The sequence below is a fragment of the Shinella sp. HZN7 genome (genome assembly GCF_001652565.1).
GTDB lineage: Bacteria > Pseudomonadota > Alphaproteobacteria > Rhizobiales > Rhizobiaceae > Shinella > Shinella granuli.
Genome location: NZ_CP015743.1, coordinates 23,397 through 47,334, shown reverse-complemented (window position 1 = coordinate 47,334; position 23,938 = coordinate 23,397). Strand labels below are relative to the sequence as shown.

20 protein-coding genes and 5 pseudogenes are annotated in these 23,938 nt (G+C 62.1%); 7 read left to right on the top strand and 18 right to left on the bottom strand.

Annotation, left to right across the window (positions count from 1 at the left end):
• Positions 1-150 precede the first annotated feature (150 nt).
• The 3 genes and pseudogenes from shn_RS36170 to shn_RS36165 form a co-directional block, all read left to right on the top strand.
• Positions 151-932 (top strand): IS5 family transposase gene (locus shn_RS36170; protein WP_245337541.1). Its coding sequence is split into 2 segments (ribosomal slippage): positions 151-481 and positions 481-932, totalling 783 coding nucleotides; the frame shifts between segments, so codons are not numbered across the junction.
• A 698-nt stretch (positions 933-1,630) separates the two neighbouring features.
• The gene (locus shn_RS31830) at positions 1,631-2,584 is read left to right on the top strand and encodes a DUF1403 family protein (RefSeq protein ID WP_064334485.1); all 954 of its coding nucleotides are present in this window, start codon (positions 1,631-1,633) and stop codon (positions 2,582-2,584) included.
• A gap of 2 nt (positions 2,585-2,586) precedes the next feature.
• A pseudogene (locus tag shn_RS36165) lies at positions 2,587-2,973 on the top strand (SMC-Scp complex subunit ScpB); the annotation flags it as partial.
• Positions 2,974-3,098: 125 nt separating this feature from the next.
• Here shn_RS36165 and istB read toward each other — a convergent pair.
• Positions 3,099-3,836, bottom strand: a complete 738-nt coding sequence (istB, locus tag shn_RS31820; protein WP_023517565.1) for an IS21-like element helper ATPase IstB — start codon at positions 3,834-3,836, stop codon at positions 3,099-3,101.
• 12 nt (positions 3,837-3,848) lie between these two features.
• The gene (gene istA, locus shn_RS31815) at positions 3,849-5,378 is read right to left on the bottom strand and encodes an IS21 family transposase (protein WP_081870543.1); all 1,530 of its coding nucleotides are present in this window, start codon (positions 5,376-5,378) and stop codon (positions 3,849-3,851) included.
• Between the two features lie 193 nt (positions 5,379-5,571).
• Here istA and shn_RS31810 point away from each other — a divergent pair.
• Positions 5,572-5,889, top strand: a pseudogene (locus shn_RS31810) (SMC-Scp complex subunit ScpB); the annotation flags it as partial.
• A 41-nt stretch (positions 5,890-5,930) separates the two neighbouring features.
• On the opposite strand, the gene shn_RS31805 reads toward shn_RS31810, so the two are convergent.
• Both shn_RS31805 and shn_RS31800 read right to left on the bottom strand, forming a co-directional pair.
• On the bottom strand, positions 5,931-6,509 hold the full coding sequence (locus tag shn_RS31805; RefSeq protein ID WP_023511961.1) for a PIN domain-containing protein: 579 nt from the start codon (positions 6,507-6,509) through the stop codon (positions 5,931-5,933).
• On the bottom strand, positions 6,499-6,945 hold the full coding sequence (locus shn_RS31800; protein ID WP_023511960.1) for a helix-turn-helix domain-containing protein: 447 nt from the start codon (positions 6,943-6,945) through the stop codon (positions 6,499-6,501). The genes shn_RS31805 and shn_RS31800 overlap by 11 nt, the downstream gene beginning before the upstream one ends.
• A gap of 84 nt (positions 6,946-7,029) precedes the next feature.
• Between shn_RS31800 and shn_RS31795 the strand changes: the two genes are divergently transcribed.
• Positions 7,030-7,734 (top strand): IS6 family transposase, encoded by a 705-nt coding sequence (locus shn_RS31795; RefSeq protein ID WP_064334483.1) that lies wholly within the window; start codon positions 7,030-7,032, stop codon positions 7,732-7,734.
• Between the two features lie 79 nt (positions 7,735-7,813).
• Here shn_RS31795 and shn_RS35470 read toward each other — a convergent pair.
• From shn_RS35470 to shn_RS31740, 13 genes and pseudogenes are all read right to left on the bottom strand, one after another.
• Positions 7,814-8,031 (bottom strand): annotated as a pseudogene (locus shn_RS35470) (transposase); the annotation flags it as partial.
• 218 nt (positions 8,032-8,249) lie between these two features.
• Positions 8,250-8,432: an EAL domain-containing protein gene (locus shn_RS35465; RefSeq protein WP_081870565.1), complete on the bottom strand. Its 183-nt coding sequence runs from the start codon at positions 8,430-8,432 to the stop codon at positions 8,250-8,252.
• Between the two features lie 94 nt (positions 8,433-8,526).
• A pseudogene (locus shn_RS31790) lies at positions 8,527-9,487 on the bottom strand (IS481 family transposase).
• 57 nt (positions 9,488-9,544) lie between these two features.
• A complete protein-coding gene (locus shn_RS31785) occupies positions 9,545-10,954 on the bottom strand; it encodes an FAD-binding oxidoreductase (protein ID WP_064334482.1) in 1,410 nt (469 codons plus the stop codon).
• Positions 10,955-11,018: 64 nt separating this feature from the next.
• Positions 11,019-11,591, bottom strand: coding sequence for an S-(hydroxymethyl)glutathione synthase (gfa, locus tag shn_RS31780; RefSeq protein ID WP_023515443.1), 573 nt, complete (start codon positions 11,589-11,591; stop codon positions 11,019-11,021).
• Positions 11,592-11,708: 117 nt separating this feature from the next.
• Complete coding sequence (locus tag shn_RS31775; RefSeq protein ID WP_023515444.1) at positions 11,709-12,836, bottom strand: S-(hydroxymethyl)glutathione dehydrogenase/class III alcohol dehydrogenase; 1,128 nt, start codon at positions 12,834-12,836, stop codon at positions 11,709-11,711.
• 40 nt (positions 12,837-12,876) lie between these two features.
• On the bottom strand, positions 12,877-13,563 hold the full coding sequence (locus shn_RS31770) for an ABC transporter permease (protein ID WP_023515445.1): 687 nt from the start codon (positions 13,561-13,563) through the stop codon (positions 12,877-12,879).
• A 3-nt stretch (positions 13,564-13,566) separates the two neighbouring features.
• Entirely contained in the window at positions 13,567-14,274 is a 708-nt protein-coding gene (locus tag shn_RS31765; protein ID WP_023515446.1) for an ABC transporter permease, read from the bottom strand.
• 78 nt (positions 14,275-14,352) lie between these two features.
• Positions 14,353-15,150 (bottom strand): transporter substrate-binding domain-containing protein, encoded by a 798-nt coding sequence (locus tag shn_RS31760; protein ID WP_023515447.1) that lies wholly within the window; start codon positions 15,148-15,150, stop codon positions 14,353-14,355.
• A 53-nt stretch (positions 15,151-15,203) separates the two neighbouring features.
• On the bottom strand, positions 15,204-17,168 hold the full coding sequence (locus shn_RS37545; protein ID WP_024271187.1) for a DUF2817 domain-containing protein: 1,965 nt from the start codon (positions 17,166-17,168) through the stop codon (positions 15,204-15,206).
• 118 nt (positions 17,169-17,286) lie between these two features.
• The gene (gene hisC / locus shn_RS31750) at positions 17,287-18,324 is read right to left on the bottom strand and encodes a histidinol-phosphate transaminase (protein WP_145926141.1); all 1,038 of its coding nucleotides are present in this window, start codon (positions 18,322-18,324) and stop codon (positions 17,287-17,289) included.
• A gap of 133 nt (positions 18,325-18,457) precedes the next feature.
• Positions 18,458-19,558: an FAD-binding oxidoreductase gene (locus shn_RS31745; RefSeq protein ID WP_024271188.1), complete on the bottom strand. Its 1,101-nt coding sequence runs from the start codon at positions 19,556-19,558 to the stop codon at positions 18,458-18,460.
• An 11-nt stretch (positions 19,559-19,569) separates the two neighbouring features.
• A complete protein-coding gene (locus shn_RS31740) occupies positions 19,570-20,616 on the bottom strand; it encodes an aromatic ring-hydroxylating dioxygenase subunit alpha (protein ID WP_035228497.1) in 1,047 nt (348 codons plus the stop codon).
• A 124-nt stretch (positions 20,617-20,740) separates the two neighbouring features.
• Here shn_RS31740 and shn_RS31735 point away from each other — a divergent pair, with 124 nt between their 5' ends.
• Complete coding sequence (locus shn_RS31735; RefSeq protein ID WP_023513006.1) at positions 20,741-21,682, top strand: LysR substrate-binding domain-containing protein; 942 nt, start codon at positions 20,741-20,743, stop codon at positions 21,680-21,682.
• A gap of 50 nt (positions 21,683-21,732) precedes the next feature.
• Positions 21,733-21,990 (top strand): annotated as a pseudogene (locus shn_RS31730) (transposase); the annotation flags it as partial.
• 74 nt (positions 21,991-22,064) lie between these two features.
• On the opposite strand, the gene shn_RS31725 reads toward shn_RS31730, so the two are convergent.
• Positions 22,065-23,416, bottom strand: a protein-coding gene (locus shn_RS31725; protein WP_145926135.1) for an IS3 family transposase whose coding sequence is annotated in 2 segments (ribosomal slippage) — positions 22,065-23,080 and positions 23,080-23,416 — 1,353 coding nt in all. Because the reading frame shifts where the segments join, the coding sequence is not laid out codon by codon here.
• Positions 23,417-23,938: the final 522 nt, after the last annotated feature.

Below are 23,938 nucleotides of genomic sequence, written 5' to 3'. Positions count from 1 at the left end.
GATTTGTTCGCCAAAAACAGGCGGTTATACGGCGTGAAGATCCGAGCTTGGGCGTTTGCGTCTGCGTGGCGATTGCCCTAGGTCCTGTTGACAAAGTGGATTCCCAAATCAGCAGAAGCGTGATTCAAGACTGCTTTTTAGGAGGCAGTTTTGGCTCGCGGCGACCTGACAGATATGGAATGGCGGATCATCGAGGGGTTGTTGCCCACCGAACGCGGCAGGAAGTCCCGACCGTCGCACGATAATCGGCAATATCTGAACGGTATGCTGCATGTCCTTCGGGTCGGATGCCCGTGGCGCGACATGCATGAGCGATACGGAAAGTGGCATTCGGTCTATGTGCGCTTCCGCCGTTGGGCCGAACAAGGCGTTTGGGACGCCCTGCTTGAGACCCTCGTCGAACTGGGGCTGACGGATGACTGGCAGCACATGATCGACAGCACCACTGTTCGCGGCCATTCGCAGGCGGCGGGCGCAAAAGGGGGACTTATCAGGAGGCTTTTGGTCGATCACGCGGCGGCTTTACGACGAAAATCCACGCCCGAGCAGACGGTCAGGGCCGCCCTCTTGGCTTCGTCCTGACAGGCGGCGAGGCTTCGGACTACAACGCCGTTCCTGACTTGCTGGCGATACCGGTCGGCAAGCCGAGGTTGTTCCTCGCCGACAAAGGCTACGACGGTGACTTCCTGCGTGAAGAACTCCTGATCCACGGTATCAGGCCGGTCATTCCGCCAAAAGCCAACCGAAAGAACCCGCCTGCCTGCGACTTTCGGGTTTACAAAGATCGAAACCGCATCGAGCGGATGTTCAACCGTCTCAAGCAGTTCCGGCGCGTCGCGACCCGATACGACAAGACACGAAAATCCTTCTCGGCATTCCTCGCCCTGGCAGCCGCAAAGATATGGCTGCCATACTTTGTCAACAGGACCTAGCTAAAGCATGAGGAGCCTTGCGGCATAGGAGGACTATATCGACTGGCATATATCGGCTGGCGCGAAGTAATCAGCCGGAACGCACCAACGAACGCGGACCAACCTTCCTTCAAGGACTTCGAGCTGAACTGGCGTAGCGTTGCATTTTCCGATATGGATCGTGTGATCCGAATATGGTGGTCGTGATCCAGCTTGCTATCGCGCTCGGAGCTGTCTCCGGGGCGCTCTGTTCGATCTGGCCGGCTATCAGGCAACGTTCGCGGCCAGCGCCGTTCTGCTTCTGCTCGCTACCTCGCATACAGATTGGGCTTGGCGACAGCATGGCTGTAGTCACTGGCCGCGCGCCGCTGGCGAGCATTCTCGACGGTTTCTCCATGCAGGCGCCGAAGCGTCGATTCCGTCTGCTGCGATCCACTCGAATGGATCGGCCGTTTACGAATTCTTTCGATTTTCGGCGTCAGAGTCTGCCGGCGCGTCTTGTATTGCGTCCGCGCGTCATTTCGGAGCCGGAGTTCCTGCCGAGAAGGTCACTTCTCCCCGCAGTTTTCCGGCAGAGCACGTCGTTTCCGGCTGCTTCCGGACGATCTGATTTACGACCGATAAGGCAATCTTATCCATCATTTTATGAAGACGACAAGCCGTGCGGTTATTGCTCAACCTGATGGCGTAAAGCGCACAATCGTTGTAAGCTTACGGGTATGGATTCGCCCGTCGCCTCGCCTGCTTCGTCTCTCGCGCTCCCCGCCGCCTTGCCCGGCTGGGCCTTGCCGTGCGGCCGTGAACCGGACGCGCTTGCCGCCGCCTTCGCCGCAGGCATCGCCTTGAAATCGCTGGATGATCTTGTCCGCTCCACCCCCGTCTGGGCCGGCTGCTGGCGGTCTCGCCAGGCTCTCAAATGTGCCGCCGTCGCGGTCCGGCTGATGGGGCGCAGTGAGGACGAACCCGCGTTGCGCGACGCGCTTTTGTTGATGGCCTCCGGCGACGATCCGGGGCCTGCCGGCCGGGTGCTTTTCGCCTATAAAAGGATTTCCGCCCGAAAGCCCGCCTTCTCCTCGAAAGCCGTGGCCGAACTTGCGGATCTGTTGGGTCTGGCCTGGGACGATCGACTTGTTTCGGCGGTCGACCATGCCGACGACGCGCTGCAATCCGGCCGTCCCGCGCCGTTTGCCGCGGCGGATCTGGTCACGGCCCTGCATGCGGTGCGGCCGGATGCCGAACCGCTCGCCTGGATGCTGGCCGACCTGCTGATCGCCGCGCTGCTGAAATGGGATTGTGCCGTGCCGCTGCTGATGGCGGAGCGCTATGGGCCGGCCTTCAAGACGCTTGGGGGCAGGGGCCGTGTCCGCCCGGGAGAACCGGCCTTTGGCCGCGCCGTCTGTCTCGCCCTCACCGAGGGGACAGGCGCGGCCCTGCGCGCCGCCGGCGAGATCGCCCGCCGCGCCGAGACGCTGCGGACCGTTGCGCCAAAGGTCCGCACCAAGGGTGCCGGCGCGGTCATCCAAAAACTGCTGGAGGAGGACGCTGTCGCAGCATCGGCGCCCGGCAGCAATCTCTCGCGCTGGGCGGCGACGCGGCTGTTCGACCGGCTGGAAGGCTTTGGCGCCGTGCGCGAACTGTCCGGTCGCACCTCTTTTCGGATCTATGGGTTGTGACGATGGCGGAACCAGAGGGAGCCAAAGCTCCGCATGACAAAAAGCGCCCTGGGCGAGCGAACGCTGGAGATGAACATCTCTTGGATCGGGAGTTGGCGGATTTGCCGTCGGAGATGCGCTGGCGCGAATGGATGCTGCGCGTCGAGGCGGTGATTTTTGCCGCGGCCGAGCCGGTCGGTCGCGACACGCTGGCGCGGGTCGTCGGCAAGGACTGCAGCATCGACCTGTTGATCGATGATCTGCGTGAGGAGCTTCGTTCCCGACCCTACGAGATCGACGTTGTCGCCGGCGGCTGGCAGCTCCGGAGCCGTCCGGCCTACGCGCCGGCGATCCGAGCGTCGCAGGCCCCGACGTGGGGAGGGGCGCCCGCACTGTCCGAGTTCGAGGCTGCCGATTCCGATGAAGCCGCCCCCTTGTTCCGAGATGATTGCGCCCCCGGATTCCGGGACGATCTCGCCCCCTGTTTCAAGGGGTCTGCAGGCAGTGATTGTTGTCAGTTCGTTCGAGTGATGTGTCAAGCTTTGCGCGGCAGATTTCGGCGTAGGCTCTCTCCGCTGAGTTCGATGCGATGGGCATTGTGGACGAGGCGATCCAGGATGGCGTCGGCATAGGTGGGATCGCCGATGACGCCGTGCCAGGCAGATACGGGGAGCTGGCTGGTGATGATCGTCGATCGACGGCCGTAGCGGTCCTCGAGGATTTCCAAAAGATCGTGACGGGCCTGTTCGTTGAGCGGCTCAAGACCCCAGTCGTCCAGGATCAGGACCTGAACATGGCCCAGGGTGCGTTGCAGCCTGGCGTATCTGCCGTCACCGCGGGCGAGCGCGAGCTGGGCAAAGAGCCGAGGAACGCGCTGATAGAGAACGGAACGGTCGTCGCGGCAAGCCTTATGGCCGAGGGCACATGCCAACCAGCTCTTTCCGACGCCTGAGGGGCCGCAGATAGCGAGATTGTCGTGAGCGCCGATCCAGTCACCACCGAGCAACTTCATGAAGAGCGCACGATCGAGGCCGCGTTCGGCGCGATAGTCGACATCTTCGGGCGTCGCCTGATGGCGAAGCTTGGCGAACCTGAGGCGCGTGGCAAGCTTGCGGTCGTAGCGGGAACTCCATTCCCGCTCGAGCAGCAGTCCGAGCCATTCGGCATGCGAGAGATGTTCGGCTTCGCCGTTGGCAACGAGTTCGCCGAAGGCCTTGGCCATGCCCGCCAGGCCCATGGCGTTCAGTCTATCAAGTGTTGGATGAGCAAGCATTCTTCGTTCTCCTTAGTGGTAATAGCGAGGTCCGCGGATGTTCTCGTGGTGGATCGGTTCGTGCGAGGCGGCACCATTCGAGCTCGCCGTCCGGTCGAGGTGATTGTCGAGGATGGAGCGCACTGAGCCATAGGTCCGAGCCCCGATCTCCAGCGCTCGGGCGCAAGCGGCATTGACCCTGTCGCGGCCGAAGCTCTTGTTAAGGCGGATAATTCCGAGGCAGGCGCGAAAGCCCTGCTCAGGATGCGGCCGGTCGGCAAGAATGCGCTCGCACAAAAGCTCGACATCCCGTCCCATGGCAGAGGCTTCGCGCCGAATGCGTTCGATCGTCCAGTCGGCAAACCGACGATGCGCCGAAGGCATATGATCGGGGATGGTCGTGTGTTTGCCATTGCCGCTCGAGCGGCGGTGCGCGGCAATCCGCTCGCCCTTGTGGAATATCTCGATCGTGTTGGCGGTGATGCGCGCCTCGACCTGCTCGCGGGCAAAGCGATAGGGAACGGAGTAGTAATGCCGTTCGATCTCGACGTGGTAATCCAGTCCGGCACGCCGGATACGCCACTCGGCGAAGACATAGCGCTCGACAGGCAATGGCCGCAGAGCCGGACGATCGAGTTCCTCGAATAGCTGGCGACGGGTAGCGCCGACCCGGCGCAGAACGCGTTTATCGTTGAGGTCGCAAAGCAGTTCGGCGATCGCCGCATTCACGTCGGCCAGGCTGTAGAAGACCCGATGACGCAGCCGGCCCAACAGCCAGCGCTCGGCAATACGAACCGCGGCCTCCACTTTCGCCTTGTCGCGCGGCCGCCGCGGCCGTGTCGGAAGAACGGCGCTCCCATAGTGCGCCGCCATGGCGCAATAGGTCCTGTTGACCTGGGGGTCGAAGTGGCAGGCCTTGATGATCGCCACCTTGGCATTATCAGGAACCAGAAGCGCCGGCGAGCCGCCGAAGAATTCCAGCGCCTGAACATGGCATTCGACCCAGTCGGGTAGCGTCTCTGTCCAGCGCGCTTGCGCATAAGACAGGCTGGACGCTCCCAGAACCGCCACGAACAGGTGTGCTTGTCGCGTCTTGCCCGACAGCCGATCAACGACGACCGTGACCGTGTCACCGGCATAATCGACGAACAGCTTGTCGCCGGCAGCATGCTCCTGCCGCATCGTCACCGGCAGCTTCAGCGCCCAGCCGCGATAGAGGTCACAATACCGGCTGTAGCGGTAGCCGTCGGGATAACGGCTCATGTATTCGTCCCAGAGAATTTGCAGCGTCACGTGCTTGCGCTTGAGTTCGCGATGGACCTCGGCCCAGTCCGGCTCGGGGGCCCGGCGATGACCCGTCTTCGTCCCTGCCGATTTGTAGAGCGCCGCCTCCAGGACGGCATCGCTCACGTCATCACCCAACGGCCACGAAAGACCCGCAACCGTTGCCCGCCGCAGCGTCTCGCGCACCGTCGACGGTGCTGCCCCGACCCGAACCGCAATCGATTTGTGGCCCAGTCCTTGTTCGAAACGATATCTCAGTATCTCGCGGACACGCCGCATCTCCAGTCTCTCCGCAGGCATCCCGTTCCTTCCTCGTCAACATCGACGGAAGGAACTTCACACCGGCAGAACCCCCACGCCACATCCCTTCCAAAGGGGGCGGCATCATCTCGGAACAAGGGGGCGACTATTTCTCGGAATGGAGGGGCGAGATCATTTCGGAATCAGGGCGCGGATTGCCTCGGAATTTGCATTCGAGGCGATGGTGTTGACGGCGATCGCCTATTTCCAGCCGATCACCCGGTCGGAGTTGAGCAAGATTTTCGGCAAGGAGGTCAGCCGTGACACGATCGCCAGCCTGCGCAACGCCAACTTCCTCGCCTCCGGACCGCGCAGCCCGACGCCGGGCGCGCCCTATACCTATGTCACGACGAAACATTTCCTGCTGGCCTTCGACCTGCAGACGCTGCGTGATCTGCCCGACATCGAGGCGCTGGAGGATGCGGGGCTGCTTAGCCGGAAAGGCATGCAGGAGGAATCCGTCGGGGCGGCGGAAGGTGAGGAGGAATAGATTCTGATTAGCGTAGCGGCGGCCCATGGACGCTTGTCGGTTCAGATCAGCCCGTCGATGCTCTGACGAAGCAGTGCTGGAAATGTCTTCAGACCGCTTTGTTGAAGTCCATCGATGAAAGCGTCGACCGAGGGCATCGTCTTTCGGAGATTGTGCCGGGCTCGTTTGATGCTGGAGATCAGCGCGTCGGGAAATGTGGCATGTAGGCCGGTGAGGAAATCATCCGGTGACTGGCTAGCTACGCCGTGAGAGGCAAGGTCCCTCGTCGGAAAGTCCTTGAGGTTCCAAGTGACGATAAGGGAGGCTTTGCCGGCGATGGCGGCGGCCAAGACATGCCGATCGTCAGGGTCGGGCAGACGGAGCTCCGGAATGAGGTGGCGGTAGTCGGTGACGTCCGCGTCCGGCAAGACGGCCTTCATCCTGTCGCGTGTCGCTATCAGGCGTTCAATGGATAATGCCGGCGTGTTGGCTGCGAGATTGCGGATCCATTCGTCATGAATGTCGTCCGTCCAGCGTGCTTCGACGAGGCCGTCGAAGGCGCACTGGATCAGGACGTTGCGCAGGTGAAACGGATAGAGGACGCAGGCATCGTAGACCGCGACGGGCGGTTTAGAGGCCATGGGTCTGAATGAGATCCTCTGTGTCCTCAGCGAGCGCATCCATTGCGGACTGGCGGGTGTCGAGCCTGGATTTCAGTGCGAGCACGTCCTTCAGGAGGGCGCGCCGATGCTTACCCACGTAGCGGAACGGCAGATCGCCCCGGTCCATCCGCAGGACAACGAGAGGCCGTGAGATGCCCAGAATGGCGGAAGCTTCTGTTGGACTGAGTTCTTGGTCTTCAGCAAGGACGGCGACGCGCTCCCCACGCAGCATATGCGCCAGTAGGGCTTCAACCGCAGCGGCGGCCGATGGTGGAATTGAGAGCTTGTGCTCGCGGCCGCCCTCGTGGTGGACGTGAAGCTCGAGCCTGTCGCCAGCAGTAAGCTTGGGCAGCGGCGAGGCTGCCCTGCGGTCCCGATCCGACAACCCGGCGAAGTGAATGATCTGGCTGGCCATGATGCGGTCTCCTTGACGGCAATATAGTAGCTGGGCGTTGTCACGTAAACCTCCTGTGAGTGAGTGGTGGGTAGAGACGTTGGGATGAAGAAACCGGCCATCAGCTACAAGCGTCACCGTTTCCCGCATCAGATCATCGCCCATGCGGTCTGGCTGTACTTTCGGTTCCCGCTGAGCCTGCGCCTGGCCGAGGAGTTGCTGCTGGAGCGTGGCATCGTCGTCTCGTATGAAACGATCCGGCGATGGGGTCTGAAATTCGGACCGGCCTACGCAAAGCAGCTTCGTCGCCGGCGGCCTTCGCTTCAGGATGTCTGGCATCTGGATGAGGTGGTGATTTCCATCGCGGGCAGGAAGCACTGGCTTTGGCGTGCCGTTGATCAAGATGGCTACGTTCTCGATGAGATTGTTCAGAGCCGACGCGACACCAAGGCCGCGAAGCGATTGCTCATCAGGTTACTGAAGAAAACAGGCATGCCGCCAAGGCGGATCGTCACCGACAAGCTCCGCTCATATGGCGCAGCCAGGCGTGACATTATGCCAACGGTTGAACACCGGTCCCATAAAGGTCTCAACAACCGAGCGGAAAACTCTCACCTGCCGCTTCGAAAACGAGAGCGGACGATGCAGGGTTTCCGATCAGCCGGAGGCTTGCAGCGTTTCATCTCGATTTTCTCGGCGCTGCGAAATCTCTTTGTCACCCCACGTCACAACCGCTCCGCTCTCGCCACCCACATCCATCGCATCCGCGCAATTGCGCATTGGAAAGCTGTGACGGGCGCGGTTGCCTGATTTCCGAGAGCCGTCGGCAGAGCGCAATCACCGCTCGATAACGTGACATCCCCCAGATAAGGCTCCAGAATAATAAAAAGGCGGCGGCAAGCCGCTTCAGGTTGATCGCCATAGCGGTGAGGAAGGACTGGATGCGCATGTTCTCCAGGCCGCGGCGCACAGCCCGTGCGAGACCATGCCAGGATTTCGCCTCGCCATGGAAACCTTCCGAACGCCAGCGATGCCGACGATACAGGCGCTTTTCCTCTTTCCCCAACGGTCACGTTTCCGCCGTGCTCGAAGAAGTGCGGGATAATCGTTGACATCTCCACGAGCGTGCGCAGGTTCATCATGTCATCGGTCATCGGTGGTCCTTCCGAAATGGGTTGGCGTCAACAACCAAACCCTACCGGAAAGCGCCGATGACCACCCACACGCCGCTCACTCGCTACAGCGCTACCAACGGCGCGCTCGCGAGCGGCTTCATTATCGCCGAGCTACACCAACTGATGGGACACGACCCGTGTTCCTGTCCGTTAGTCGGGCGAAACTCGTAAATCAGATGCGCGGGCGGGCCGGCCGAACAGGAACCCCTGGCCATAGCTACAGCCGAGTTCTCGTAGCGCGTGGAGTTCTGTCACCGTTTCAACGCCCTCGGCGACGACCTGCTTTCCCAGTGCCTTCGCGATATCAATGATCTGTCTTTGGCACCCGCGCAAGACAACCCTTAAATCTTGCGGTCTGGATGGCGGATAGGGAAGACCCGGGAGCGCCTCGTATCGCTCGACCGGGTTCCTGCGGGATCGATGTGATCTAGCTGTTCAGTCCCGGCATCTGGTGGATCGGGTTCAGGATGAATCGATCTGGCTCTGAGGTCCAGACCTTGCAGATGTATTCATATGGCGTGAGACCGCCGAGGGTCTTGAGCCTTCGTGCGAAGTTGTAGGCCGCCATGAAGTCGGCGAGGTGTGTTCGCAGCTGGTCGTGGCTGTCATAATGGAAGCGCTTGACGGTGGCCTCCTTGATCGTGCGGTTCATCCGTTCGACCTGGCCATTGGTCCATGGATGGTTAGGTTTGGTTAGCCTGTGCTCGATCCCGTTGGCCTCGCAGATCATGTCGAAGCGCATTGGCCGGGAGTAGATGGTATTCCGGTTCCGAGGCTGCTCTGCGAACTGGATGCCGTTATCGGTGAGAATGGTATGGACCTGGTAGGGCACGGCTTCGAGCATATGCTGAAGGAATTCCCAGGCGGTCTTCCTGTCGGCCTTGTCGACGAGTTGGGTCACGGCGAACTTGCTCGTGCGGTCAATACCGACGAACAAATATAGTTTGCCTTCAGTGGTCTGAACCTCGGCGATGTCGATATGGAAGAACCCTATGGGGTAGCGCTTGAACTTCGACCGCTTCGGCTTGTCGCCTTTCCACATCAGGCAGGCGCGATATGCCATGCCGTTGTAGGCACCGGTGCAGTGCGGATCGTGTCAGGTGAGGGATCGAGGGCTGCAGGGCGTAAAGACAATCGTCTAAGGGCAGAAGCGTATGACGCCGGAATGCCACGACCATCGCCTCTTCGGCTTCGGTGAGGACGGTGGACCGCGGCTCTGACGGCCCCGTCTTCATATCCTCGACCGTCGCACGCTTGCGCCACTTCGCAACGGTCTTGGGGTTGATGCCCAACTCCCTGCTCAGTTGCGCGAGCGAAGCTTGCGATCGCTGTATTGCTGCTCGGACAGCGTGCGTGGTCGTGGCGCTTCCGTGACGAATTTGTCCCATAGGGCATCCTTCCATTCCAAGGAAAGGATCGCACCATCAAACCACCGGATCAAACAACTAGATCCTGCCTGCCCCGAGCACCTTTCCGGGATTGAGAAGTGCCGGCGCGTCGAGCGCGCCCTTGATCCGGTGCATCAGGGCGAGTTTTGCCGGGTTGGACAAAGCCGATAGCGGCGCCACCCGCTTCGCGCCGATCCCGTGTTCGGCAGAAAACGACCCGCCCAGCTCTCCGATGCCCCGGTAGATCGCCTCCTCGACGGCACGCGCCTTTTCGGCCGGAATGTCGCCGCCGGTGCTGTTGAGGACGATGTGGAGGTTTCCGTCGGCTAGATGGCCGAAGACATAGGGATCGAGCGCGGCATCGATCGCCTTCAGATCAGTGAGGCACCGTTCGAGATAGGACGCGACCTGCGAGAGGGGAATGGAGACGTCGTAGGATGGCGCGCCCGGATGCTGCCGATAGATGAGGTCCGTGTCCTCGCGAAGCCGCCAGAGATCGGCCTCCTGCGCGCCCGAAAAGGCGATGACGGCCGAGGTGTCGGGATGAACGGCAACCACATCCTCGTAGATGCGCGCGAGTTCCGATTGCAAGGCGGTCTCGTCCGCGCCACCGAGCGTCATCAGGAGGTTGACGGGATGATCGGTGGCGTAGTCGGCCGCCGACCAGTGATGGTGGCTGGAGGTCAGGCGGAAATAGCTGTGCCAGACCGCTTCGGCGGCGCGCAGATGGCCGTATTCGGCATCGAGCCCCCGGCGCACCGTCTCAAGTGCTGCATCCACAGACGCCAGGCCGAACAGGACTGTCGCGGTGGCCAAAGGCTGGGGTTCGAGCTTGACGGCAATCCGCGTTATCACGCCGAGCGTGCCTTCCGCACCGACAAACAGATGTTTCAGATCATAGCCGGCGGCGTTTTTCACAACGCGGGTCAGGTCGGAATAGACCGAGCCATCCGCCAGCACGGCCTCCAGTCCCAGAATGCGATGCCGCATGACCCCCGACCGGAAGGCCGAAATCCCGCCGGCATTCGTCGAGGTCATGCCGCCGATCGTCGCCGAGCCGCGGGATGGCAGATCGATCCCCGGTTCAAGGCGATGCTCCGCGGCAGCCACCTGCAGCGCCTGCAGCGTCACGCCGGCCTCGACCACCACAACGCGCTCGACGGGGCAGAGATGCAGGATGCGATTGAGGCGGGCGGTGGAGAGTACCAGTTCGCCCGATTTAGACATCCCGCCGCCCACGAGCCCGGTTCGCCCGCCATGCGTGACAAGTGGGACGCCGTGGGCGCGGCAGCATTGGACGATGGCGGCAACCTCCCCGGTCGTGCCGGGGAGGACGACGGCGCCGGCGTCGAGATTTTCCGGGGCCACGCCGTAATCGATCATGGCGACCGCCTCTCCCTCCCTGAAATTTCCCGCACCGACGATGGTATGGATTTCGACGGTGAATTCGGGCTTCAGACGGTGCATTGGACAGGTCCTGTCGATGGCATCGGGAAAATGGGAGAGGCTGGCCTTGGGAAGCTCAGGGCATTTAGGCGTGAAGCGTGCCGTTTTTCTTCGCCGTCCAGGTGGCGATGTAGTCCATCAAGGCGGGGTTGAGGCAGTCGTAGGGTGCGAGATCGAGCTCCCGCAGCCGGGTGCGAACGCTGTCCATCTGTGCCGGATCGTAGCCGCTTTCGATGATCGAGGAGACAAAGGCCGCAAATCCGGGCTTGGCCCAGCCGCTCTCTTCAAAACGTTCCGGATGCACGAAGGACAGGCCCTTGAACGGATGATCGCGCTCGACCGGGCCGTACATATGCACGCCGCATGCCTTGCAGGCATGGCGCTGGATGAGAGCGGCCGGATCGACGACCGCGAGCTTGTCGCCGTTTTCGACGACCTTGACATTGTCGGTCGAGGCGACGGCGACGACCGAGAAGACGGCGCCGTCCGGCTTCCAGCACTTGGTGCAGCCGCAGGCGTGGTTATGGGCGATGTCGCCCTTGACGCGGACCTTGACCGGATTGCTCGCGCAGTTGCAGACGAGCGTGCCGCCGGAAAAGGTGGCATCGGTCGCTTTGAACCCGTTGTCGACGGATGGGTGTATCGCGATACTTGGCATGGGTTTCTCCTCCTTCATGGCCGGCGCGGCATGCGCGGCCGATAACAGGCACCGCCAGCGCTGGCGCGGCGGTGCAAATGCATGGATTGCGAGGTGCAGGCGGTCTTGAACCCGCGCTCAGTATACCACCACGCCGCGGATGCTCTCACCCTTGTGCATGAGTTCGAAGCCGTTGTTGATGTCCTCGAGCGGCATCGTGTGCGTGATCATCGGATCGATCTGGATCTTGCCCTCCATGTACCAGTCGACGATCTTCGGCACGTCGGTGCGGCCGCGCGCGCCGCCGAAGGCGGTGCCCATCCAGTTGCGGCCGGTGACGAGCTGGAACGGGCGCGTCGAGATCTCCTGGCCGGCGCCGGCAACGCCGATGATGACCGACTTGCCCCAGCCGCGATGCGAGGCTTCGAGCGCCTGGCGCATTACCTTGGTGTTGCCCGTGCAGTCGAAGGTGTAGTCGGCGCCGCCGATCAGGTCGCCGTTTCGCTTCGTCATGTTGACGAGGTACGGCACGATGTCCTCGCCGACTTCCTTCGGATTGACGAAATGCGTCATGCCGAACTTTTCGCCCCATGCCTTGCGGTCGGGGTTGATGTCGACGCCGATGATCATGTCCGCGCCGGCAAGGCGCAGGCCCTGCAGCACGTTGAGGCCGATGCCGCCGAGGCCGAAGACGATGGCCGTCGAGCCGATCTCGACCTTGGCCGTGTTGATGACCGCGCCGATGCCGGTCGTCACGCCGCAGCCGATGTAGCAGATCTTGTCGAAGGGCGCGTCCGGGTTGACCTTGGCGAGCGCGATCTCCGGCAGGACCGTGAAGTTCGAAAAGGTCGAGCAGCCCATGTAATGGTGGATCTTGTCCTTGCCGATCGAGAAGCGCGAGGTGCCGTCGGGCATCAGGCCCTGGCCCTGGGTGGCGCGGATCGAGGTGCAGAGATTGGTCTTGCGTGACAGGCACGAGTAACATTCGCGGCATTCCGGCGTGTAGAGCGGAATGACGTGGTCACCCTTCTTCACCGAGGTGACGCCCGGGCCGACGTCGACGACGATGCCCGCACCCTCATGGCCGAGGATGGCCGGGAAGAGGCCTTCCGGATCGGCGCCCGACAGGGTGAAATCGTCGGTGTGGCAGATGCCCGTCGCCTTCACCTCGACCAGCACTTCGCCGGCGCGCGGGCCTTCGAGCTGTACGGTCATGATTTCAAGCGGTTTTCCGGCCTGAACGGCAACGGCGGCGCGTACGTCCATGGTCTTTCCTTCCAGAGTGTCCGTCGTTTCGGAGATTTGGTTATCGCGGCAGGTAGCGCGTCAGGCGGGCTTCAAGCAGCCGGACGAGGGTGATCAGCACCAGATTGATCAGGAGGTACAGCACGCCGGCGATGGCGAAGACCTCGAGGATCGCATAGGTCTGGCTCATCAGGCGTTTCGCATGGCCGGTGATTTCCAGCACGGTGATGGTCGAGGCAAGGCTCGTTCCCTTGACGACGAGCACGAGTTCGTTGCCATAGGCCGGCAAGGCCTGCCTTATGGCGAGCGGAAACGTGATCCGGCGAAAACACAGGAGTCGCGACATCCCGCAGGCCTGCGCCGCCTCGACGAGGCCACCAGGTATCGACAGGAGGCCGCCGCGCAGGATCTCCGACGTATAGGCGGCGGTGTTGAGCGCCAGCGCCATCACGGCGCAATGAACACCGTCGCCGACGATCCACCAGAGGACGGGATTGTCGCGCACGAAGGCAATCTGGCCGAGGCCGTAGTAGAAGAGGAAGAGCTGAACGAGCAGCGGCGTTCCCCGGAAGACGGTGCTGTAGCCCTTGGCGAAGCCACTGACAAACCGGTTTTTCGAAAGCCGCATGACGGCGAGCGCGAGGCCGAGATTGAAGCCGACGGCGACGGCTGCCAGTGTCAGGACGGCGGTCAGCCACAATCCCTTGGCAAGGGTCGGAACGGCAAGCTGGATGAGATCGAGATCCATGGCCTATGTCCTCGTGCGGGGGCGCAGAAGGCGCTCGATCCGGTCGAAACCACCCTGGCTGACCAGCGTGATGACGAGATAGACGACAGCCGCGATGAAATAGAAAATGAAGGGATGGCGGGTGGAGCCGGCGCCGACGAAGGCGGCACGCATCAATTCCTGCAGGCCGACGACGGAGACGAGGGCGGTATCCTTGATGGTCGTCTGCCAGACATTGTTCATGCCGGGCACGGCAATCCGCAGCATCTGCGGTGCGATGATCCGGCGGAAGATGCGTCTGCCGGGAATGCCGAGCGCACGCGCCGCCTCGATATGGCCACCAGGAACGGCGGCAAGCGCGCCGCGCACGACTTCGGTGGAATAGGCGCCGGATATGGCCGCGATCGCGATAACGGCGATGATGAAGGCATAGCCGTTGCCGGCCAGTCCTTCATAGCCGAAGGCGGCGGCGACCTGCCCGACGAATTCGACGGAGGAGAAGAAGAGAAGATAGATGATCAGGAGCTCCGGCACGCCGCGCACGATCGACGTGTAGAAATCCACCGCCAGCGTCAGCGGGAAGAGCCGCGCCCATTTGATCAGGCCGCAGGCAATGCCGATGACAATGCCGAAGGCCATGCTCGCGATACCGACGGCGATGGTGATCGCCGCGCCGCGCAGGATTGCGGCGATCCAGCCGCCCTCCCATACCTGCCATAATCCAAATTCCATCGGGCCCGCCCAAACCTGTCTGTTATCCTGTCGGAGGCGGTGTCTCCCGGAGGATATCCGGGAGACACCATGTCGGCGTTACTTGCAGGGGCGGGAAATGTCCGTCTTGAACCAGGTCTGGCTCGCCTTGCCGATAGAGCCGTCGGCGACAAGTTCGCAAAGCGCCTTGTCGATGCGCGCCTTCAGCTCGGTGTTTTCCTGGGCGATGCCGACGCCGATGCCTTCGCCGAGCGTCGGATCGGAAGAGCTGGCGATCTTGACGTCCACCAGCTGGAAATCCTTGCCCTCCGGCTTGGCGAGGAAATCCTCCATCGCGGACGCGTCCGAAAAGGCCGTATCGACGCGGCCGCTGGCGAGGTCGATCTGCATCTGGTCGAGCGTGTCATAGGTCTTCAGGTCGGCGTTCGGCACGTTCTTCTCAAGGTAGTGGGCATGGGTCGTGCCGGCCTGCACGCCGACCTTCTTGCCGTCGAGCGCCTTGATCAGGCTGTCGAAATCCTTGATGCCGGCAAGGTCGGACGTCTTCGGCGCGACGAACATGTTGGCGAGTTCGGCATAGCCGATGGAGAAGTTGATCTCCTTCTTGCGGTCCTCGGTGATCGACATGCCCGAAATGATGGCGTCGAAACGCTTGGCCTTCAGTGCCGGAATGAGGCCGTCGAAGGCCTGCACGACGAACTGGCACTTCATTTCCAGCTTGGCGCAGAGCAGGTTGCCGACATCGGCATCGAAGCCGGTGACGTTGCCGACGGCATCGGCCATGCTCCAAGGCGGATAAGCGCCTTCCGTTCCGATCGACAATTCGCCTTCCGCGGCCTGCGCCGTGGTGAGGCCGGTGGCAAAGAGCGTGGCGAGCAACAGACTTTTCAGCTTCATGTTGTGGTTCCCCATATTGAGCTTCGTTGTCGGGTGGGTGAGGCCGGCGGCTGTCAGAACGTCCGGGCCAGGAACTGGCGCATGCGTTCGGAGCGCGGATTGGTGAAAATCTCCGCCGGGGCACCCTCTTCCTCCACCTTTCCCTGATGGAGGAAGAGGATCTTGTGCGAGACCTCGCGCGCGAACTGCATTTCGTGCGTCACAAGGATCATCGTGTTTCCTTCTTCGGCCAGTTGCCGGATCACCCGCAGCACTTCGCCGACCAGCTCGGGATCGAGTGCTGAGGTCGGTTCGTCGAGCAGGATGAGTTTCGGGCGCATCGCAAGCGTGCGGGCGATGGCGGCGCGCTGCTGCTGGCCGCCCGAGAGCTGGCCGGGATATTGCGCGTGCTTGTCGGAGAGCCCGACCTTCTTCAGCAAAGCGTGAGCGTGATCGACGGCCGCCTGCCGCTCTTCCTTCAGCACATGCAGCGGCGCCTCGACGATGTTTTCGAGCACGGTCATGTGCGGCCAGAGATTGAAGTTCTGGAACACCATGCCGACCCGCGAGCGGATGCGCTCGACCTGCCGCATGTCGGCCGGAACGGCATTGCCGTCCGCCGTTTTCTTCATGCGGATTTCCTCGCCGTCGATGACGATGCGTCCGTCGTTCGGCTGTTCAAGCAGGTTGATGCAGCGCAGGAAGGTGCTTTTCCCCGAGCCGGAAGAGCCGATCATCGACACGACCTCGCCCGGCTGCGCGGAGACGCTGACGCCGTTCAGCACAGGCAGGATGCCGAAACGCTTGTGGATGCCGTGCACCTCGATCGCCGGCCGTTCGGCAAGCCTCGGGCCGTTTACGTCGGGATGGGTGACGACGGTAACAGCCGCTGCTGCCGGAACGGTCTTTTCCGGGCCGGCGCCGCCAACCGCCTTGAGGTCGGCGAAGGCGCGATCGAAATGGCGCAGCGATGCGGCAAGGCATGTGCGCTGCCAGTCCGCATCCTCGGGGATGAAGGCGGCGCGCAGGGTTTCCTTGATCCTGCCGCCGAGCGGCGTGTCGACCTTGCCGAACAGATGAAGCCAGTTGTCTGCTTGCACCGCGTCGGAAACGGTGGCGCCGTCCAGCGTGCCGCATTCGACCACCAGCGGCAGGACGCGGGCCTTCGGCAGCGCGGTCCGCACGGCCGCAGAAACATAACCGGTTGCGGTCGCGGCAATGCCGGTATCTGTTGTCGCGTTCGCACCGGTGACGACGACCGAGAGTGTGGGGCCGAAGATGCTCCGCCCCCAGTCCAGCCCGGCGTGCTCACTTTCAGCGACCGACAGCAGCGCCGGATAACCATAGGGACCGGCGCCCGTATGAAGGTCGAAAACGACGACCTCGGCCGCCTGCTGCGCGAAGGTGGAGAGGATGTCGATGAGCGTGCGGTTGGACCAGACCGGGCCATCGCCACCATAGAACAGCCCATCCGGAAAATCGTATTGGCCAGCTTCGATGATTGGGGCGAGGCCGGCATAGCCGCCGGCTTGCCGCTTGGCCGCCTCATAGGTCTCCGCTGCCGCGTCGTGGTCCGGCCCCTCCAGGGCGGAACAGACGAGCGCGCCGTGCAAGGCGCCGTACGGTTCGTTTTTCGGCGGTGCTTTTTGCCAGTCGATAAAATTGCGGTTGAGGTCGACATTGTCTTCGTTCACCCGGCGCGACCATGCGCTGCCCCAGGGATTGATGAGATGGATCGCGAGCACGGCGGTATCGTCGGGAAGCTGCCAGGGCGTGTTCTGGGAGAGCCAGGCGGTCTGGCAGGCCGAACCGAACGGACCTTCGACCCCATGGGTGCCGGAAATCAGCACCATGAGCTTGCGGGCATCGTTGCGGCCGAGATAGGCGACATCGGTCGCAAGCCGCTCGCCGTCTGGACCATGCAGCGGATGCAGATATTCGACGAGGCTCGCCCCGGCGGTGCGCGCGGCGGCCAGGAACCGGGTGCGGAGAGCCGAGTAGTCGCCGGAAAAGAGACCGGATGGCGTCAATGAGGACATGCGATGTGGCTCCCGGTTCGCTTTGGGCAGACTTGCGTTTGCGCTCATGGTTCGTTCCCTCGGGCCGTAGATTGACCCCCTGTTCTGTCTTGTCGGATTGGAGCGGCGCTGCGGCGCGTCACTCCGTGGCGAGAGCGGTCAGCGCCTCGATGAAGCGGTCGTTTTCGGAGCGGCTGCCGATCGTCACGCGGATGAAGGTTTCGTAGCCGGCTTCCTTCCACGGCTTGATGATGATCCCCTTCGACAGGAAGTGATCCAGCGCCGCCCGGCTGTCCCAGCCGACATCGATGAAGAGGAAGTTCGTCTGCGATCCGGCGACGCGAAAGCCGAGGGCTGCGACGCGCTGGGAGACCCGCTGTCGTTCCTGCTTCAGTGCGGCGACCGATGCGCGCATCCATGCTTCGTCTTCGAGTGCAGCGAGTGCGGCGGTCTGCGCGGCGGCATTGACGTTGAACGGTGTCTTGGCGGCGGTCATGGCGCGCGCCAGGCGCAGGTCCGACGTCACGGCATAGCCGACACGCAGGCCGGCAAGCCCATAGGCCTTGGAGAAGGTCCGCAGCACCACCCAGGAGAGATCGGTCTTTGCGAGGGCGGCCAGCCCGTCGGGCATGTCGTCGTCGGTGAACTCGAAATAGGCCTCGTCCAGCACGAGCAGCGTTTGTGGCGGAACCGCCGAGAGAATACGCTCGAGGCCGTCACGGTTAAGCGCCGGCCCGACGGGATTGGACGGCGACGACAGAAAGAAGATCACCGGTTTGCGCGTAAGCATGGCGACGATCGCGGGAATGTCGAAATCCAGGTCCGGCCGCATGGCAACCTTCTCGACCCGCGCGCCGTTGGCGAGCGCCTCTATCTCGTGCAGGCCGAAGCCGGGACAGAGCGTCGCGACGAAGGCGCCGGGACGAAGAATGGCGCGGCACGCCGCGGCGATCATCTCCTCCGAGCCGTTGCCGACGACGATGCGGTCTGCGGGAACGTCGAGCTTGTGGCTGAGGGCCGTGCGCAGTGTCGTGCAGGCCGGATCGCAATACCGCGCCGGATTGAGGCCGGCGAGGGCTGCGGCGACCTTCGGCGAGCAGCCGTCCGGGTTCTCGTTGCTGGCGAGCGCGGCGATGTCCTGCCGGCCGCTGTGCTTCTGCGCGGCGGCGATGTTCATGCCGGCATTGTAGGGCGGCAGACCGGCGACATGCGGGTTGAGCGGAATTTCATCTCGGAGCAGTTTCGTCACGGGTTCTCCTTCGGGTGGCGAGGCCCCCCCGGTTCAGGCCGCAGCCTCTTGGTCACAGTCGCTACAGATCGAGCACGAGCGAGGATTTCGGCCGGGTACAGCACAGCAGCACCCGATCCCTCGGCATCACGTCCAGCGGCTCCTCGAAATAGTCGACCTCTCCGGAGACGAGGCCCTGCTCGCAGGTTCCGCAGACCCCAGCCCGGCAGGAGAATTCCGGCTCGATGCCCTGTGCCTCCAGGAAGGCAAGGATGGATTCGCTCGTGCCGTCCCAGGAGAGCCTGCGCCCGGATTTCTGAAGAACGATATGAGGTCCGTCGCCTGCGGGGGATTGGTCGTCGGCGGGCGGCTTGACGGGGTGCGGTGTTGTCTGCGCGGCTTCCTTGAGAAGGCTTGCCGGGCCGAAGAACTCATAGGCGATACGTTCCTTGCGGACGCCCAGGCCGGTGAGAATACCATAGAGCGCCTGCATGAAGGGGGGCGGGCCGCACATGTAGATGTCGTAATCGTCGAGCGGCAGAAGTTCCTGGAGGGTGGCGCGTGTCAGGAAGCCTTCGGAATGGCACCGCATCGTGTCGAGGTCGGCGCTTTCTGCGAAACGGTAGCAGAAATGCACGGTGACGCCGGGTCTGAGGGCGGCAAGCTGTTCGACCTCGCCGCGCAGGGCATGGACGGCCCCGCTGTCGCAGGCGTGGATGAACCAGACGGGACGGTTGCTTTCCCGCGCCAGCACATCGAGCATCGAGACCGTCGGCGTCAGCCCGACGCCGCCGGAAAGCAGCACGACGGGCCGGCGGCTCGACGTGTCCAGCTTGAAGGCGCCGCGCGGCAGGTCGATCTCGACGATGGCGCCGGGCTCGATCTCGTCATGCAGCCAGCACGAACTCACACCCGCCGGCACGTCTTGCGACGGTGCGGCCTCACGCTTCACGGTGATCCGATACGTGCCCTCCTCGCGTGGGGACGAGGAGACCGTATAGTTGCGCAGGACATGGCCACCCTTGCTATCGGGAACCCGTATCGTGAGGAACTGTCCGGCCTCGAACGGCCGCCAGTGCTGCCGGTCGAGAGGGGCAAGTCGGAAAGACGTGATGGTGGTGCTTTCGCGTGCCTTCGAGATGACTTCGAAGGGGCGGAAGCGCGAGGCCGCGGCGTCCAGCATTCGGGCGATCCTTACTCAGCCGCTGCGTGGGCAGGCCCGGCTTGCGCCTCGGCAGCGATCATCTGGGCGAGCTTGCGGCGGAAGCGCATCGGGCCGACGTCGATCTTCAGGTCGAGGTTCGGCGTCTGCATATTCGCCATCCCGTGATGGACGGCCTCCAGTACGATACGGTCCTCCTCGAAGGCGCCGCGCACGGACTTGGCGAAGCTCTCGGAAACCTTGGCGTCGTCGGGCGCGAAATTGCGCATCTGGAACCAGTAGTATTTGGTGCGGTTCTCATCGACCGGCGTCATGAAGTTGTAGCTGTCCATGAGGAAGGTGTTTTCCGGCAGCGCGCGGCCTTCGCCGCCCGTATGGGCCGGCGCGAAGATCGCCTTGATGATGGCGTTGCTCGGGTAGCGGACCTCGTAGTGCTGCTTGCGGTCCGTATTGCCCTCGAACTGCAGGAAGGGGGCATAAAAGGGTGCCGGTTCGGAGTCGATCATCCAGCGCCAAACGGTCACGCCATCGTCCTTCACGGTCGTCTCCAGCGGCGTTTCCTCGCAGGCTGAGCTTGCGAAGGACGATTGATGGACCCAAGCGACGTGGGACGGATCGAGCAGGTTGTCGGTCATGTAGAGGTAGTTGCAGTTGAGCGTCATGGACTCGCCGCGATTGATGCCCCATGCCGGGTCGTCGAAATACTCCACCTCGAAAATGTCCTTCGGGTCGGCCTTTTCCGCCTCGCCCATCCATATCCAGAGCAGGCCGTAGCGCTCGTGAACGGGGTAGGAGCGCACCTTGGCGACATGGGGAATACGCTCTGCACCCGGAACGCGGGTGCAGGTGCCCGAACAGTCGAAGGTCAGGCCGTGATAGCCGCATTCCACGTCGTCGCCCTTGATGCGGCCCATGGAGAGCGGCAGCTTGCGATGGGGACAGGCATCCTCCAGCGCGGCGGCCTGGCCATTCTGCCGGCGGTAAAGAACGATCTTTTCGCCGAGGATGGTGACGGGCTTCAGCTCGCGGCTTACCTCGTGATCCCAGGCCGCGACGTACCAGGCATTCTTGAGAAACATCTCGCTCTCCTTGCGTTTTGATAAGCGAATGTTCGTTGTTTTCTCGGCGCCAACAAGTTGCCAGCTGCTGCGTTCTATTTTAGAAAATCTAAATTGGGATGCGTCGCGGGAGGAATGCGTAACGATGTCGAACCCGTCCTTGCGTGGCTTGCAGGCCTTTGAAGCCATTGGACGATGCGGCTCGGTGAGTGCTGCCGCGGAAGACCTCGGCGTGTCGCCGGGAGCCGTCAGCCAGCTGGTGCGCAATCTGGAGCAATGTCTTGGATTGACGCTTCTGGAGCGGCGCGGCCGGCGGGTGGAATTATCGTCCTGGGGACGGCTGTATTATCGCGAGGTTGCGAAGGGTTTTCAGCAGCTTTCCCACGCCGCCAATGTCCTGACGCGTGCGCGCAACGAAAGCGGCATCGTGCTCAGCGCCCTGTCCTCGGTCGCCAGCCGTTGGGTCAGCCGCAAGATCTTCGATTGGCAGTCGCTCTGTCCGGGCTCGAACGTGCGCATCCTCGGCCAGGAACAGGAACCTCGCCTCGGTGCGGAGGAGGTGGATTTCCGCATCACCTACGGCCGGCGTTCCTACGCCCACGAACACGTAGCAGTTCTGTTCACCGATTGGGTCGTGCCGGTCTGTTCGCCTGCGCTCATTGCAAACGGCGCTCCGCGCTGTCCGCAGGACATCCTCACATTTCCCCTGCTCAATGTGGAATGGGAGGCAGACTACAAGGCGTCGCCGCAATGGAAGGACTGGGCAAGCCTCATCGATGCCGATGGCCGGCAGACCTTTTCCGGCCTTTCTTTTACCTTGTCGAGCAGCGCCATCGACGCGGCCGCCAATGGGCGCGGATTTGTACTCGCGCAGGTTTCCATGGTGCAGGACGAGATTGCCTCGGGCAGTTTGATCGTTCCCTTCGACATTCGCATGAAGCTTTCCGAAAGCTACTATCTCGCCTGGGACAGGACCGCTCTTGAAAAGCCGTTCGGCCAAAGGTTCCACAAATGGCTCCTCGGAATTGCCAGGCAACAGGATCAGTATTCGGCGCCAGCGCTTCCAACAGCCGTCGCGTCATTGTGAACCGCGCCGGGTTTGCCGGAGGCTCCAACTTCTGAGAAAGTGGAGCCGATATGAGCAAGACAACAAACAAATTTTCACCGGAAGTCCGCCAACGCGCCATCCGTATGGTGCTGGATCACGAGGCAGAGCATCCGTCGCGGTGGGCAGCCGTTTCATCTATTGCGGGCAAGATCGGTTGCTCGCCAGCCACGCTGCATGAATGGGTGAAGAAGACCGAGGTCGACAGCGGCAAACGAGCAGGCCTGCCGAGCGACGCGGCCGAGAAGATGAAGGCTCTGGAGCGGGAGAACCGCGAGCTTCGTCAGGCCTGTCCGTCGTCAAATGAACTGAGACTTTTCGGGCTTTGGAAGAGCGGAGTTTCCGGCTCGGTTTGCGGGTTGATTTAAGCCGCTTTGGCGTGATGGTTCAAGCGGCGCTGTCTGATGGTGTCTCGTTTGATCCTTTCACGTTCGAGCAGGATGGACTGGCCGCGCCCGAAGTAGACGTCGGCCGGGGTGAGATTGTCGAGGCTCTCGTGGTATCGGCGATGATTGTAATGTTCGACGAAGGCCGCGATCTGGGCTTCGAGGTCTTCCTGAAAGAAGTAGTTTTCGAGCAGGATGCGGTTCTTGAGCGTCTGGTGCCAGCGTTCGATCTTGCCTTGCGTTTGCGGATGGCCAGGCGCGCCATGGACCTGATCGATCTTGTATTTTTCCAGCCACTCACCGAGATCGGAGGCAACGTAACACGGCCCGTTATCCGACAGCAGGCGCGGCCGGTGTTCGACCTTGACGCTGTTGCAACCTGAGGCGGCCAGTGCCAAGTCGAGCGTGTCTGTGACATCATCGACTTTCATAGTCGTGCACAGCTTCCAGGCGACGATGTAGCGCGAGAAGTCATCGAGAATGGTGGAGAGATAGAACCATCCCCAGCCGATGACCTTCAGATAGGTGAAATCGGTCTGCCACATCTCGTTTGGGTGCGTGGTCTTGTCCTTGAACTCGTCATTGGCCTTGATGACGATATAGGCTGGCGAGGTGATCAGGTCGTGTGCTTTCAGCAGGCGATAGACCGAAGCCTCTGACACGAAATAGCTTTCCGTGTCGGTGAACCTCACCGCCAACTCGCGCGGCGACAGATCGGCATGATCGAGCGCGAGTGCGATGATGCGATCCCTGATATCATCGGGGATGCGGTTCCACACCCGTGACGGCGCGGAAGCCCGGTCTTCCAGCCCTTCGACGCCGTGGGTCAGGAACCTGTCATACCATCGATAAAAGGTCGGCCTGGGAATGCCGAGCTTGTCGAGGGTCTGCCTGACCGACAGATGCGACTGCTCTACAAGCCGGATGATCTCAAGCTTCTCGGTGGCGGGGTATCTCATTCGTCGTCGCCCCCATCCGCGATCATGCTTTTTTTGAGCATGCGGTTTTCCAGGGTGAGGTCGGCCAGAGCCTCCTTCAAGTCGCGGCTTTCACGACGAAGTGCCTTCACTTCGTCACTGGTCGCCGAACGGGCGGTATCGCCCGCAAGACGTTTCTTGCCCGCCTCGAGGAATTCCTTCGACCAGCTATAATACAAGCTCTCCGCGATCCCCTCACGGCGGCAGATCGCGGCGATGCTATCTTCACCACGCAAGCCGTCCAGCACAATGCGGATTTTGTCCTCGGCTGAGTGGTGCTTGCGCGTGGCGCGGCGGATGTCCTTGATCGTCTTCTCAGCCGCTGACGACTGCGGCCCGGATTTCTGTCTCATCTTCGCTTCCTTTGATAGAGCTACGATGAGCCGAAAATCCTCTCTTCTCAACTAAACCAGTTCTGTCTCAAGGGCGCTGATCCGGGACAACCGCTTTCGTCCGAACCAGCGGACCCGGCGGACACCTTGCCGACCACGATCTGCTGGGCGGCGCGCCCCGCCATGAGCATGGCAAGCATGTCCTTACGGTACCCCAGCGTATCAGCATTTGCCTAAACCCGCAATCTTCCAACCTATCGGTCCCACCAATTGTGGGTTGCTATGATCCGGGCCGACTTCATGGCCTGAGTAAAGTCGTAGGAGCTACGGCGGTTAAGAAATTCCTACATTAAGCAACCTGTGATGAAATAAACAGCAGAGAGATCAGAAATTAAACTTGATAAATTTCAAAAGGTTAAGCGTGCAAATCCGCGCCTCTCACGTTCTGGCGCATTCTCCACATCAACTGTCGCGATATGAAATCTTGGGTTGAATGGAATTTGGAAGCCGATACGGGGTCCCGTTACAACGTCGATTGACAAG